This is a genomic window from Cellulophaga tyrosinoxydans, assembly GCF_900176415.1.
GTDB lineage: Bacteria > Bacteroidota > Bacteroidia > Flavobacteriales > Flavobacteriaceae > Cellulophaga > Cellulophaga tyrosinoxydans.
Map to the genome: position 1 here is coordinate 83911 of NZ_FWXO01000007.1, position 15723 is coordinate 99633.

General features: G+C 34.5%; 10 protein-coding genes. 7 read left to right on the forward strand and 3 right to left on the reverse strand.

The window, feature by feature from the left end; genetic code table 11:
- Positions 1–3: 3 nt before the first annotated feature.
- A complete protein-coding gene (locus tag B8963_RS15225) occupies positions 4–276 on the reverse strand; it encodes an STAS domain-containing protein (protein WP_084063065.1) in 273 nt (90 codons plus the stop codon).
- A gap of 31 nt (positions 277–307) precedes the next feature.
- The gene (locus B8963_RS15230) at positions 308–2908 is read right to left on the reverse strand and encodes a T9SS type A sorting domain-containing protein (protein ID WP_084063066.1); all 2601 of its coding nucleotides are present in this window, start codon (positions 2906–2908) and stop codon (positions 308–310) included.
- A 253-nt stretch (positions 2909–3161) separates the two neighbouring features.
- Between B8963_RS15230 and B8963_RS15235 the strand changes: the two genes are divergently transcribed.
- From B8963_RS15235 to B8963_RS15260, 6 genes are all read left to right on the forward strand, one after another.
- Positions 3162–4937, forward strand: a complete 1776-nt coding sequence (locus B8963_RS15235) for an AMP-dependent synthetase/ligase (RefSeq protein ID WP_084063067.1) — start codon at positions 3162–3164, stop codon at positions 4935–4937.
- A 117-nt stretch (positions 4938–5054) separates the two neighbouring features.
- On the forward strand, positions 5055–5513 hold the full coding sequence (locus tag B8963_RS15240) for a MarR family winged helix-turn-helix transcriptional regulator (RefSeq protein ID WP_084063068.1): 459 nt from the start codon (positions 5055–5057) through the stop codon (positions 5511–5513).
- Between the two features lie 8 nt (positions 5514–5521).
- The gene (locus B8963_RS15245) at positions 5522–7927 is read left to right on the forward strand and encodes a 3-hydroxyacyl-CoA dehydrogenase/enoyl-CoA hydratase family protein (RefSeq protein ID WP_084063119.1); all 2406 of its coding nucleotides are present in this window, start codon (positions 5522–5524) and stop codon (positions 7925–7927) included.
- Between the two features lie 33 nt (positions 7928–7960).
- The gene (locus B8963_RS15250) at positions 7961–8308 is read left to right on the forward strand and encodes a four helix bundle protein (RefSeq protein ID WP_084063069.1); all 348 of its coding nucleotides are present in this window, start codon (positions 7961–7963) and stop codon (positions 8306–8308) included.
- Positions 8309–8347: 39 nt separating this feature from the next.
- The gene (locus tag B8963_RS15255) at positions 8348–9538 is read left to right on the forward strand and encodes an acetyl-CoA C-acyltransferase (RefSeq protein ID WP_084063070.1); all 1191 of its coding nucleotides are present in this window, start codon (positions 8348–8350) and stop codon (positions 9536–9538) included.
- A gap of 116 nt (positions 9539–9654) precedes the next feature.
- The gene (locus B8963_RS15260; RefSeq protein ID WP_084063071.1) at positions 9655–11460 is read left to right on the forward strand and encodes an acyl-CoA dehydrogenase family protein; all 1806 of its coding nucleotides are present in this window, start codon (positions 9655–9657) and stop codon (positions 11458–11460) included.
- A gap of 66 nt (positions 11461–11526) precedes the next feature.
- Here B8963_RS15260 and B8963_RS15265 read toward each other — a convergent pair whose 3' ends face one another.
- A complete protein-coding gene (locus B8963_RS15265; protein ID WP_084063072.1) occupies positions 11527–13329 on the reverse strand; it encodes a glycoside hydrolase family 15 protein in 1803 nt (600 codons plus the stop codon).
- Between the two features lie 104 nt (positions 13330–13433).
- Here B8963_RS15265 and B8963_RS15270 point away from each other — a divergent pair, with 104 nt between their 5' ends.
- Positions 13434–15647, forward strand: a complete 2214-nt coding sequence (locus B8963_RS15270; RefSeq protein ID WP_084063073.1) for a bifunctional alpha,alpha-trehalose-phosphate synthase (UDP-forming)/trehalose-phosphatase — start codon at positions 13434–13436, stop codon at positions 15645–15647.
- Positions 15648–15723: the final 76 nt, after the last annotated feature.

The window sequence follows — 15723 nt, forward strand, 5'->3', positions numbered from 1 at the left end:
CTCTTACCTCGTAGCTCTGAATTCGTTATAAATATCTTTACACCCGTAACCTATAATTGAAAACGATTTTCCAATTAAAAATGCTTTTTTGTATAAACTTCGCAAAGCTTTAATACCTGCCTTGTCGATACTCGAAATCTGATTTACATCTAAGGTTACACTTTTTAATTGCAATAAACGCTGTTCCAATTGGGACTGAAAAATAGCTACCGTTTTATGATTGATATTTCCAACCACTTTAAACGTTCCATTCTTCTCAAAAATTTGTAGTTCCATACAAGTTTGCTTTTTCTTAATGAATTGTTCCTTATTGCACCATTATTTTACCACTCCAAATTTGCTCTCGAGTAGTTAATTTATAGAAATAAACGCCTGGATTTAAATCTTTACGCGCAATAGACACAACATTCTGCCCTACATCACTTGTGCCTTGTATGGTATGATTACCCAATATCATTCCATTTATAGTAAATAACTCGAGGGTGAATGCTCCCCTAATTTTAGCTGTAAAATATAAGTTAGTTGTAGAAATAAGTGGGTTTGGATATACCAAAGCTTTCGTATTTGTTTCCTCTTCTACAATAGGTTCTTCCTCAATTTCTGATCTATTATTAAAATCAATATCTGTTAAAAACAGTTCCTTTTCTTGTACTGAGCTATCAGTTGAAGGCATATTAAAAAGAATCACTTTTATATCGGTGAAGTCCGCAGCAATATTAGAATCATTTTTAAAGTCTGATGAAAGTATATTAAATTCTTGATTTTCTTGAGAGAGTTCTACTCTCGCAGTATAATAAGCTCCATCACCTTTAACTAATTTTACATCTAATGCGCCAGTACCGGATGCATGGAACGTTAATTTTTCATAGGCAGATAAGTCCACAGCCTTAAAACGTGGCGTTAATGCTCTGTAAACCCCTATATAATTAGAGGTTGTACCTTGAATGTGTACATTTCGCTCAATTCTATAACCACTATATTCATACATTCCTTCATTTTGCAATACTTCATAGTTGGTTGTACTGGTGTTTTCAGCAGAATCATCTAATCCCCAAGGGGCATCGGCCACGAATAAATCATCTGGTGTGTCACCCTTTTCATTCTGAATTCTAAATCCAAAATCGAAAATAGCACCTGTTTCTACAGCTAAAGACTCCACTTTTCCATCGATAGGCGTAGTTATACTCAAGGTATTTGTACCGCTTGTTTCCGTTACTTTCATTCCTCCATTCATAGAAATAGAAGTACTGTAATTATTGTTTACAATGTTTAAATTGATTTTTCCTTTGTCATAACTTGCGCTCCGCACAAATACAGGTGGTGGCGTAGAACTGAAATAATCAGCTATAGCACCATTAACTTCTAGTAAGTTTAAAATTTCATCACCCAATTTTAATAAATCATCAACAGAGTTGGACCATATTTGAAAATTGTAATAAGATGTATTTGGAGCATAAGCATCAATATTCCAATGCGATTCTAAAACAAAATCATCATTTTCATTTACACGTGCCGAAAAAGTCAAAGCAAATTCAATGCTTCCATCCGCTTGTTTAATTATAGATTTAATAAAATCTTTTTCACGCAATTGAATGGTTGATACGGATAGTAATTCTGCACCTAAAAATCGGTCACAAATAAACTTACTATGCTCATAAACACTATTATCAGTCTTAATCACCATTAATGCACTAATAGTTTCGGTGTCTTTTAAATAATCTACAGAGAAAATATCCGAGGCATTTGTAAGTGCCAATAAATCTGCGGGAGATGATTCAATAGTAGAAGTTTCGCCAATTATTCCTAATGGAACAAGCGTATTTAATGGAATTTCTTTACTGGTATAGCTTCCTTTTCTTTTATAGCCAAAACCTTTCTTAATGGTTTTTGCAGTACGCTTATCAAACTTATAATTGGTACTTGCTCTTTCAAAATTACGCTTATTAATTAAATTAGATAATCTGTCATTACTTTCTAAACCACCATCATTGGCGCCAGAAGTTTCAGTAATTACAGGACATAAACTTATTCCTGAACAGGCTGGATCATCACAATCTACCAATCCATCACCATCATCATCTAAACCATTAATACAGTCTTCTTGAGGTACAGGTGCTGTTGGACAGCGAGCACCATCATTACTAGCACTTGCCGGCCCGAATGCAAATATATTTGAGATTATTACATTTGCACCTGCCAATTGTACATTGTTTATTTTATATATAGATCCTGTTTGATTGGCCGATATGTAAAAATTTCCATCTAAGTCAAAATACACAGCGCCATAGGTATAGTTTAAACCAGCAAGTATGGGCACTTCCCCAAGATCCTCAACAGCTCCTGTTTCAGCTGTTATTCTATATAAATGATTAGATCCTTTTTCGACAGCATAAAGCTTACCATCTACAGCATTAAAGGCCCAATCGTGAATACTAATATTGGCACTTAGCGTAAATGAGCCTACAAATTCTAAATAATTATTAGACTCCGGATTTAAATCAATAGCATAATACGTAGACCCGCCTGCACGTAGATAGTACATACCATCAATAGAAATATCGCCAACATATTTATTATTAGTATCTGGCAAATTAGCAATAGTAAAGATTTCTGGAACAAAATCTTTACCAATACGAACAATGGATGAAGATGGGGATGATAAATAACCCCAGATATAACCATCTGCCGAATTGTAAGCTGCCGCATTAATGCTACCAGGAGTAATATCCTCAGCTACCATATAGGATCCACCTGATGCTAAATCAACAGCATAAATATCATTATATTGAAAAAGGTAGGCATTAAAATCGCATTGAAATGGTTCTGATTGACCAAATACTATTATAGATTGTAATGCAATTACAAGCGTTAATAGTAATTTTTGTTTAAAAAAGTAGCTTTTCTTCATCGATTTGGGATTTGAAATAATATTTTCATCAGACACAAATATAGGACCTAATTATAAAGAATTTTCCTACATTTGGATTAATGAATAGTATAACTCGTTTATTTGCAGATTATTGTAGACGAATAGAAAAAATATTAAACTTAAGTAATTCTCCATTTTCAAAAAATTCGCAATTTTTATACATTATTTCTATCAATCTCATTTTAGAATACCCTTTTTTTCTTATTTTGCGAATCCAATTCAGAAATTTATTATGCAAAACATAACCCGATTATTTGATTTTCCTTACTATCAATTAGAGAACTTTAACTTAGAAGTTGCTTTAGCTACAAAATATGATGGAAAATGGGTTGGTACCTCAACACAGGAATATATTAATAAGGCAAACACTATTAGTAGAGCTTTATTAAGAATGGGGGTTAAACCAAATGATAAGATTGCTTTAATATCTATGACCAATAGAACAGAGTGGAATATATTAGATATTGGAATATTGCAATTAGGTGCTCAAAATGTACCAATATATCCTACAATTTCAGAAGAGGATTACGCGTATGTTCTGAATCATTCTGAATCTACTTACTGCTTTGTGTCTTGTGCTGAAGTGTATGAAAAAGTAAAATCTATTCAAGATCAAGTACCTTCTTTAAAAGATGTTTTTTCGTTTGATCAGCTTACTGATTGTAAAAATTGGTCCACAGTTTTGGAATTAGGTAAGGATGATTCGAATCAAAATGAAGTAGAAAAATTAAAAGCGGCCGTTAAACCACAAGATTTAGCTACCTTAATATACACTTCTGGAACTACAGGAAAACCAAAAGGTGTAATGCTTTCTCATGATAATTTAGTAAGCAATGCATTAGAAAGTTTTAAAAGAATACCGATTAAACTTGGCGAATCTAAATCCCTTAGTTTTTTACCCGTATGCCACGTTTACGAAAGAATGCTCATTTATCTATATCAGTATTGTGGTACCAGTATTTACTTTGCACCTATTGATCAGATAAGTGAATATGCACAAGAAGTAAAACCTAATGTAATGACCGCAGTACCGCGCTTATTAGAAAAGGTTTATGATAAAATTATAGCAAAAGGCGCAACGCTTACTGGCATTAAAAAGAAACTCTTTTTCTGGGCTGTAGAAGTTGGTTTAAAATACGAACCATATGGTCAAAATGGTTGGTGGTATGATAAAAAATTAGCACTTGCACGAAAACTTATTTTCAGTAAATGGAAAGCAGCTTTAGGCGGTAATTTATCTGTAATGGCGTCGGGAAGTGCCGCATTACAACCACGTTTAGCTCGAGTTTTTAATGCTGCTGGATTTGGAGTAATGGAAGGTTATGGGTTAACAGAAACCTCACCTGTTGTATCTGTAAATGATATGCGTAATGGCGGATTTAGAATTGGAACCGTTGGCAAACCATTAGAAAGAACAGAAGTGAAAATTGCCGAAGATGGCGAAATCTGTATTAAAGGGCCCCAAGTAATGATGGGTTACTTTAAGGACGAAGAAAAAACAGCTGAAGTTATAATTGATGGTTATTTCCATACAGGAGATATTGGAGAAATAGATGCAGACGGATTTTTAAAAATTACAGACCGTAAAAAAGAAATGTTTAAAACCTCTGGTGGAAAATATGTTGCTCCTCAACTATTGGAAAACAGATTTAAACAATCTAGGTTTATAGACCAAATTATGGTGGTGGGTGAAGGCGAAAAAATGCCTGCTGCTTTAATTCAACCAGATTTTGATTTCGTTAGGGATTGGGCTAAGCGCCACAATCTAGAATTAGGTAGCAATGAAGCGTTAATTCAAAACGAAAAAGTTATTGCGCGTATACAAGAAGAAGTAGATGAAGCCAATGAAAATTTCGCTAAATGGGAAAAAATAAAACAGTTTAGATTAACTCCTGATGCTTGGAGAATTGATAATGGCCATTTAACCCCAACAATGAAACTACGCCGCAAAATTGTCAAAGAAAAGTATCTAAAACTTTATAACGACATTTACGAGCATACTTCTTAAAAGAAGAAGAATCAACCAGTCTAATTTTTAAAAAGAATTATAAGAGAACACTTTTTTTTATAAATTTATTATGCATGCATAATAAATTTTGCTATATTTGAGTTCTATTTATAATATATGAAGGAGCTTACAATAGATTATGCTTTACGTGCCACATGGCAATCCGTTGCTAGAATGTATAACGAAGAAGCTAAGAATTTTGATACCACTATGGCTGTGGGATTCACATTGTTAAGTATAGACCCAAAAACAGGTACCCCTTCAACTGCTTTAGGCCCTAAAATGGGTATGGAAGCCACAAGCTTATCTCGCATACTTAAAAATATGGAAGAAAAAGGCTTAATCAAAAGAAAACCAAATCCAAATGATGGTAGAGGAGTTTTAATTCACCTTACAGATTTTGGATTAGAAAAAAGAAAAGATTCTAAAGATGTAGTGCTAACCTTTAATGAAGTAGTTAAAAAGCACCTAACTGAAGAAAAACTAAATTCTTTTTTCGAAGTAATAGACACTATAAACAAACTTGTTGTAGATAAAAAAATTTATACTAAAGATTCAAAAACTAATAAATTGTAATGAATTCGATGAATAAGCATATTAAAAAAGTAGCGGTAATAGGCTCTGGAATAATGGGAAGCGGTATTGCTTGTCATTTCGCTAATATTGGGGTCGAAGTCCTATTATTAGATATAGTTCCAAGAGAATTAAATGATAAAGAAAAAGCCAAAGGTTTAACTTTGGAAAATAAAATGGTCCGTAATAGGTTAGTCAATGACTCTCTTGCGGCGGCTCTAAAATCAAAACCCTCTCCTATCTATCATCAAAAATTTGCAGATCGGATTACAACAGGAAACTTAGAAGATGATATTTCTAAAGTTTCTAAGGTAGATTGGATTATTGAGGTTGTTGTAGAAAGACTTGATATTAAAAAGATGGTCTTTGAAAACCTGGAAAAATATAGAACTCCTGGTACCCTAATTACCTCAAATACCTCTGGCATTCCTATTAAATTTATGTCGGAAGGTAGAAGTGAAGATTTTCAAAAACACTTCTGTGGAACGCACTTCTTTAATCCAGCGCGTTACCTGAAACTTTTTGAAATCATTCCTGGCCCTAAAACTTCACCGGAAGTTTTAGAATTTTTAAACGGTTATGGGGAGCAATTTTTAGGAAAAACTTCCGTAGTTGCTAAAGATACTCCTGCCTTTATTGGTAACAGAATTGGTATTTTCAGTATCCAAAGTCTTTTTCATATGGTAAAAGAAATGGGGATGACTGTTGAAGAAGTAGATAAACTAACAGGACCTGTAATTGGTCGCCCAAAATCGGCAACTTTTAGAACTGTTGATGTTGTTGGTTTAGATACCTTAGTTCATGTAGCCAACGGAATTGCTGATAACTGCAAGGATGATGAAAAATTAGAGCTTTTTAAACTTCCTGAATTCATCAACACCATGATGGAAAACAAATGGTTAGGAAGTAAATCTGATCAAGGTTTTTACAAAAAAGTTAGAAATAAAGACGGTTCAAGTGAAATTTTGACCTTAGATCTAGATACGATGGATTATCGATCTAGTAAAAGAGCGAGTTTTGCAACATTAGAATTAACAAAAACTATCGATAAGGTTGTCGACAGATTTAAAGTTTTAGTCGCAGGAAAAGATAAAGCTGGAGAGTTTTATAGAAAAAGTTTTGCTGCACTATTTGCTTATGTTTCCCATAGAATACCAGAAATAACAGACGAGCTTTATAAGATAGATGATGCTATGAAAGCTGGATTTGGATGGGAACATGGTCCATTTCAAATTTGGGATGCCATTGGTGTTGAAAAAGGATTAGAAATAATGAAAGCAGAAGGTGAAACTCCTGCAGCTTGGGTTAACGACATGATTGCTTCTGGAACAAAATCTTTCTACGCAGTAAAAGATGGCGCAACCTATTTTTATGATATACCTAAGAAAGAGGTTCAAAAAATACCAGGACAAGATGCTTTTATCATTTTAGATAATATTAGAAAATCAAAAGAAGTATTTAAAAACAGCGGAGTTGTTGTTGAAGATTTAGGCGATGGCATTTTAAATGTAGAATTCCAGTCTAAAATGAATACCATAGGTGGTGATGTTCTTGCTGGTTTGAATAAAGCAATTGATCTTGCAGAAAAAGATTTTCAAGGCTTAGTTGTTGGTAACCAAGCTCCTAATTTCTCTGTTGGCGCTAACATCGGTATGATTTTTATGATGGCCGTGGAGCAAGAGTATGACGAGTTGAACATGGCTATAAAAATGTTCCAAGATACCATGATGCGCATGCGCTATTCAGCAATTCCAACAGTTTCTGCCCCTCACGGTATGACTTTAGGTGGAGGTTGTGAACTATCATTACACGCAGATAAAGTAGTTGCCGCAGCAGAAACTTATATTGGATTGGTAGAATTTGGTGTTGGCGTTATCCCTGGTGGCGGTGGATCTAAAGAATTTGCTTTAAGAGCACAAGATTTATTTCATAAGAATGATGTAGAACTAAATGTTCTTCAAGAATATTTCCTAACTATTGGTATGGCAAAGGTATCTACCTCAGCTTATGAAGCGTATGACTTAGGAATATTGCAACACGGTAAAGATATTGTAGTTGTAAATAAAGACCGACAAATAGCAACTGCTAAAGCACATGCTAAATTAATGGCAGAAGCTGGTTATACTCAACCTGTAAAACGTAAGGATATTAAAGTTCTTGGTAAACAAGCCTTAGGTATGTTTTTAGTAGGTACAGATGCGATGGAAGATAGTAACTACATTAGTGAACATGATAAAAAAATCGCAAATAAATTGGCTTATGTAATGGCTGGTGGTGATTTATCGGAACCTACACTAGTTACAGAACAGTACTTATTAGATTTAGAGCGTGAAGCCTTCTTATCGCTTTGTACAGAGCGTAAAACCTTAGAAAGAATTCAGCACATGTTGAAAACTGGAAAACCATTAAGAAATTAGGATATTGATATTAGTATTGAGTGATTAGATAAAATGCACAAAGTAGAAGAATTAATTATATGGAAGAAAGCAATCAATTTGGCGAAGTCTGTATATCTTCTTTCGAATGAATTACCAAATGAAGAAAAATTTGGCCTAATTTCTCAAATAAAACGATGTTCCATATCCATCCCCTCAAACATAGCAGAAGGGGCTGGAAGAAATTCAAAAAAAGAATTTAAATATTTTTTAAGTGTTGCAAATGGTTCAGCTTATGAATTACAAACACAATTAATATTATTAGTAGAATTAAATTTAATAACTCAAGAAAAAGTACAACCAGTAATAGAAATATGTATAGAAATACAAAAAATGAATTATTCATTTCAAAAGAAATTGTAAATCTCAATACTAAAATCTAAATACTCAATACTACAAAATATGAAAACAGCATATATAGTAAAAGCATATAGAACAGCAGTTGGAAAAGCACCTAAAGGGGTTTTTCGCTTTAAAAGAACTGATGAATTAGCAGCAGAGACCATCCAATACATGATGAAAGAGTTGCCACAGCTAGATAAAAAACGTATTGATGATGTTATTGTTGGTAATGCAATGCCTGAAGGTTCGCAAGGTCTAAATATGGCCCGATTTATATCATTAATCGGTTTAGACAGTGTTGATGTTGCAGGTGTAACCGTAAATCGTTTTTGTGCATCTGGTATTGAAACCATAGGTGTTGCTACGGCAAAAATACAGTCTGGAATGGCCGGATGCATCATCGCAGGTGGCGCTGAAAGCATGAGTTCTGTTCCGATGACTGGTTTTAAGCCAGAGTTAAACTATGACACCGTAAAATCTGGTCATGAAGATTACTACTGGGGAATGGGTAATACTGCAGAGGCCGTAGCTAATCAATTTAAAGTTTCACGAGAGGATCAGGATTTATTTGCCTACAATTCTCACATGAAAGCACTGAAAGCGCAAGCTGAAGGCAAATTTAAAGATCAAATTGTTCCCATCGATGTAGAGCAAATTTATATTGATGAGAATGGTAAAAAAGCAACAAGAAAATATACCGTAACAGAAGACGAAGGACCAAGAAAAGGGACTAGCCTTGAAGCATTAGCAGGATTAAGACCTGTTTTTGCAGCTGGTGGTAGCGTTACCGCAGGTAATTCTTCTCAAATGAGTGACGGAGCGGCGTTTGTTTTAGTGATGAGTGAAGATATGGTGAAAGAATTAAATCTTGAGCCTATTGCTAGATTGGTAAATTATGCTGCAGCAGGTGTTGAACCACGCATTATGGGTATAGGACCAGTAAAAGCTATTCCAAAGGCATTAAAGCAAGCAGGATTAAAGCAAGATGATATTGAGTTAATTGAATTAAATGAAGCTTTTGCATCGCAATCTTTAGCGGTAATGCGAGAGCTTAATCTGAATCAAGATATTGTAAATGTCAATGGTGGAGCTATTGCATTAGGGCATCCACTAGGTTGCACAGGTGCTAAACTTTCAGTACAGTTATTTGACGAAATGCGCAAACGCAACATGCAAGGGAAATACGGCATGGTTACCATGTGTGTTGGTACAGGTCAGGGTGCAGCAGGAATTTTTGAATTTTTGAAATAGAATCCCATCTAAATCTTCCCAAAGGGAGGACTTTTTAAACTAAAAAATAAAGTATAACTTAAAATAACCCAAAACAACTCTCTCTTCTTAGGAAAGGGTTTGGGATAGAAAAAAAAATGGAAGCAACAGAAAAAGACATACTAAGAGGCGGTCAATTCTTAGTAAAAGAAACCAACTGTGAAGACGTATTTACGCTTGAAGATTTATCGGAAGAGCAAAAAATGATGCGCGAAAGCACCAAGGAATTTGTAGACAGAGAACTTTGGGCACACTGGGAACGTTTTGAGAAAAAAGATTATGCGTATACCGAAGAGACCATGCGTAAAGCTGGTGAATTGGGCTTATTAAGTGTTGCTGTACCTGAATCTTACGGAGGTATGGGAATGGGCTTTGTATCTACCATGTTAGTTTGTGATTATATCTCAGGTGCAACAGGATCTTTCAGTACTGCATTTGGTGCGCATACTGGTATTGGTACTATGCCAATAACTTTATACGGAACTGAAGCGCAAAAGCAAAAATATGTTCCAAAATTAGCTTCTGGCGAATGGTTTGGTGCATATTGCTTAACAGAACCTGGAGCTGGTTCTGATGCAAATTCAGGTAAAACTAAAGCCGTTTTATCTGAAGATGGAAAGTATTACAGCATTACTGGTCAGAAAATGTGGATCTCGAATGCAGGTTTCTGTAGCTTGTTCATCGTTTTTGCCAGAATTGAGGATGATAAGAACATCACAGGATTTATAGTTGAAAATGATCCAAGCAATGGAATTTCTTTAGGTGATGAAGAAAAGAAATTAGGAATACATTCTTCTTCTACGCGTCAAGTTTTCTTTAATGAAACAAAAGTACCTGTAGAAAACATGCTTTCTGATAGAGGAAACGGGTTTAAAATTGCCATGAACGCACTTAACGTAGGAAGAATTAAATTAGCAGCAGCTTGTTTAGATGCACAACGCAGAGTAATTGGTGAAGCTGCTAAATATGCAAACGAGCGTATTCAGTTTAAAACACCTATTGTAAACTTTGGTGCTATTAAATCAAAGTTAGCTACTATGGCAACTAATTGTTATGCAGACGAATCTGCTGCCTACAGAGCTGCTAAGAATATTGAAGATAGAATTGCCATGCGCGAAGCAGCAGGCAATACGCACCAAGAGGCAGAACTTAAAGGTGTAGAAGAGTATGCTATTGAATGTTCTATTCTTAAAGTAGCCGTTTCAGAAGATGTACAAAGTACTGCTGACGAGGGAATTCAAATTTTTGGAGGAATGGGCTTTAGTGCAGATACTCCTATGGAATCTGCTTGGAGAGATGCTCGTATTTCCAGAATCTATGAAGGTACTAACGAGATCAATAGAATGTTAGCGGTTGGAATGCTCGTAAAAAAGGCAATGAAAGGCCATGTAGATCTTTTAGGTCCTGCTACTAAAGTTGGTGAGGAACTAATGGGTATTCCATCATTTGAAACTCCTGATTTTTCTGAATTATTTGCAGAAGAAAAAGATTTATTAAAGAGATTAAAGAAAGTATTTTTAATGGTTGCAGGTTCAGCCGTTCAAAAATATGGGCCAGAATTAGAAAATCATCAACAATTAATGTTGGCTGCTTCGGATATTTTAATAGAAATCTACATGGCAGAATCTGCTATATTAAGAACAGAGAAAAATGCAAAACGTTCAGGTGAAGCTACACAAGCAACACAAATTGCAATGTCTAAATTATATTTATACAACGCTACAGAAACAATAATTCAGAAAGGTAAAGAAGCTATTGTTTCTTTTGCTGAAGGCGACGAGCAACGTATGATGTTAATGGGTCTTAAACGTTTTACAAAATATACAAATAATCCAAACGTAGTAGCTTTACGCACACAAATTGCGGATAAAGTAGCTGCGGATAATGGATATACCTTTGACTAATTCTGATTAAAACTTGTTTTTAAAACAGAGGGAAACCGCTCAAATTGAGCGGTTTTTTTATTTCTATTATTCTCCTATGAATTCTAAAACTTTTTCTTCTGAATCTTTTTTCGAGAAATTTATAGCACACTCTATCAATGCTAAATGCGAATAGGCTTGAGGAAAATTACCTAATAATCTTTTGGTTTTAAAATCTATATCTTCACTAAAAAGCCCTAAATGATTACTATAACTTAATAATTGCTCAAAATGCTTCAACGCTTTTTCTTCTTGCCCAATTTTAAACAAGCTATTAATAAACCAGAAAGTACAAATAGTAAAAGATGATGATGGCTCGCCAAAATCATCCTCATTCTTATAGCGATATAATAATCCATCATTACTCAAATCTTGCTCCACTGCTAAAACTGTACTAACAAATTTTGGATCCTTAGCATCAATAAATCCGTATGATTCCATTAAAAGCACAGAGGCATCCATATGCGATGAACCATAAGATTGCGTAAATGCTTGTTTTTCTTCATTCCAAGCATGATCCATAATGTCTTTTCTGATTTTTGCTTCTAGAGGTTTCCACTGCTCTATTTTATGCTGTTTATCTAGCATTTCAGCCACTTTTATTGCTCTGTCAATAGCTGTCCAACATAAAACTTTAGAAAACGTAAAATGACGATCTTCTGATCTAAACTCCCAGATTCCCTTGTCTGCTTCTTGCCAGTGTTTTTCTACGATCCAGACTATACCTTTGGTGATTCCCCATAGTTCTTCTCCATTTTGTATTCCAATACTAAATTGTGATATCATTTCATAAATAACATCCATAAGAATACCGTAGATATCATTTTGCAATTGTTCATATGCCGCATTACCAATCCTAACAGGTTTTGAGCCTTTATACCCTTTTAAATGCCCAAGGGTTTCTTCTGTAAGCTTTTTTTCTTTGTTGATGCCGTACATTATTTGAAGTTTTTCATCCTTATCAGGAATCAAATCTATAATGAACTGTAAATACCGTTTGGCCACATTCTTGTGTCCTAATTGCGAAACCACTTTTATAACCATCGAGGCATCTCGAATCCAACAAAAACGATAATCCCAATTTCTTACTTCTCCTATGGTTTCTGGCAATGATGTAGTTGCTGCGGCCAAAACAGCGCCAGTTTTATCATAACTCAAAAGTTTTAATGTTAGAGCGCTTCTTTTAATTTCTTTATCAAACTTTTTATACGAAGGTGTTTTTTGCGACCAGTCAAGCCAATAAATACGTGTGCGTTCTAACTCTAAAAATGCCTTCTCTGTATTGGGTAAGAATATTTTTTCATTATACGCGAGAAGAAAAAAGCCATTTTCGGTTAATGTTAGCTCCTCTCCATGCAATACTTTTTTCTTATCGAATGAAGTATATAAGAAAACGGTATCATACTTTACATCATGAGTTAAACTGGCAATAAAATCCTTTTTAAGGAATGATGTTGTTTTCCCCAAAGCATATTCCAATTTGGGATTGTAGATTACTTTAAATTTAGGAGCTCCGGAAATTAATTTTAAATAGCGTATAAGTTCAGGTGGAGAATTATACGTACCATCATCTTTATGATAGCGCGGCATAAAATCGTGTAATTCAAAACAATCTTGTCCTGAGGTAAATTTTGTTATTAATATTGCCGTATCCGAATCATAAAATTGTTCAGAAGTATATGATGCATCCAAAACAAACTCAAAACTCCCTCCAATTTCATCATCTAATAAATTGGCAAATACCGAGGGTGAATCAAATTCAGGCAAACAACACCAATCAATTGCGCCATTCTTAGAAATTAACGCTGCACTCCTACAATTTCCTATTATTCCGTAATCTAAATTATCCATATCAATAAATTGCTAACTCAAAAGGCTATTTAAATTGTTTTTGCCCTCCTTTTTCACGAAATTTAGAGAAATTATATCTAAAAAAGGTCAAAAACATCCTAATTATGGGCAAAACTATCATAATCTCAAATAGACTACCAATACAATTGCAAATTCACAATGGAGGCATCACTGCAGTGCCTAGTGTTGGGGGTTTGGCTACAGGAATGAAATCGGTGCACTCTGGAGGGGATAGCCTTTGGATTGGTTGGAGTGGTTTAACCGATGAAGACATTCCAGAAGAATTAGCAGGTGATATTGATGAAGCATTAGCAAAACATGGATCGTCGAAGGTAAAATTAACCATTAAAGAAGTAGACGGATTTTATTACGGATTTAGCAATAGAACCATATGGCCTCTTTTTCATTATTTTTTAGAATATTCAGAATTTGAACTGGAAAGCTGGGAAATATATAAAAATGTAAATCAGAAATTTGCCGATGCAATTGTAGAAAAAGCAAATGAAGATGATACTATTTGGGTTCATGACTATCAATTAATGTTAGTGCCGCAAATGGTCAAAGAAAAACTTCCGAACATTTCTATTGGATTTTTTCTTCATATTCCGTTTCCTTCTTTTGAAATATTCCGAACCCTGCCATGGCGTGAAGAAATATTAAAAGGACTTTTAGGCTCTGATCTCATCGGATTTCACACCTATGATTATGAACGACATTTTTTAAGTTCTGTAAGGCGTATTTTAGGATTAGAAGTTAGTTTTAACGACATCTATTTGGAAAACAGAATCATAAAAGTAGATTCTTTCCCAATGGGTATTGATTATAAAAAATTTAGTGATGCCGCAAAAGAGCATCAGCAACGCTCTCCTGAAAACCAATCAGAATTACAACAAAGACTAAACAAACATAAAAAATCCACCCCAGATGCCAAGTTTTTGCTATCCATAGATCGTTTAGATTATTCCAAAGGGATTGCAAAACGCCTAAATGCATTTGAGTACTTTTTAAAAAAGTACCCGCAGTACAAAGAAAAAGTGCGACTTATAATTTTGGCGGTACCATCAAGAAGCAATGTACCGCAATACCAACTACTAAAAAAAGAGATTGATGAGTTAGTTGGACGAATAAACGGAGAATTTTCTACGGTGAGTTGGACACCCATTTGGTATTTCTACAGATCTATGCCTTTTGAAAACCTTATAGATTTATATACCTCCTGCGATATAGCTTGGCTAACTCCAATTAGAGATGGAATGAATCTGGTGGCCAAAGAATTTATTGCTACTAGAACAGATAAAACTGGGGTTTTAATCTTAAGCGAAATGGCTGGTTCTGCTAACGAAATGAATGAATCGTTATTGATAAATCCTAATAATTTTGAGCAAATAGCAGATACCATTAAGCAGGCTATTAACATGCCTATTGAAGAACAACAAGAGCGAAATAACGTGCTCCAGAAACGGTTAGCGCGTTATAATGTTGAAAAATGGGCCAATGATTTTATGACCTCCTTGAAAAATCAAAAAGAAAAGAGTCATAGTTACGTTTCAAGAAATCTGTCGGCTAATGTGCTGAATTCCATTGCTAAAGATTATAAAAAGGCTAAAAAGCGTTTGTTATTTATTGATTATGACGGCACTTTAGCTGGTTTCCATATTAACCCGCAAAAAGCAAGTCCTGATGAAGAATTGTATGCTTTGCTAGATACTATTGCATCTCAAGAAAATACAGATATGTATTTAATAAGTGGTCGCGATAAAGAAACATTTACCAAATGGTTTTTACCTAAAAAATACAATATGATTGTGGAGCATGGCGTATGGATTTCTCGTGGCGGCGAAGATTTTTATATGCTAGAAAATGTAAAAAAAGATTGGATGGAAAAAATACACCCTGTTTTAGAATCATTTGTAGACAGAACTCCAGGTAGTTTTATTGAGGAAAAAAATTATTCATTAGCCTGGCATTACCGTAACACAGATCCAGATTTTGGACAAAAAAGAGCGTCAGAATTAAACACTGTTCTCACTAGCTTAATTGCCAATGATGATCTAAGCGTATTGAACGGTAATAAAGTAATGGAAATTAAGAGTAGTAATGTAAATAAAGGGCGTGCAGCCTTGCGTGTAAATACAGAGGCTACTTATGATTACGACTTTATTTTTGCAATTGGAGATGATTGGACCGATGAATTTATGTTTCAAGAACTTCCGGAAAGTGCCGTAACCGTTAAAGTTGGGCATCAAAAAACCGCTGCGAAATACTATGTAGACGGAATTAAAAATGTACGAACAATTCTAAAACGATTTGTTGATTAACTAAATTACTTGAAATTGCTTCTACCCTAATATGCCATTTTCAGAAGATATTAGGGTATTTTAAAAATAAATTAGT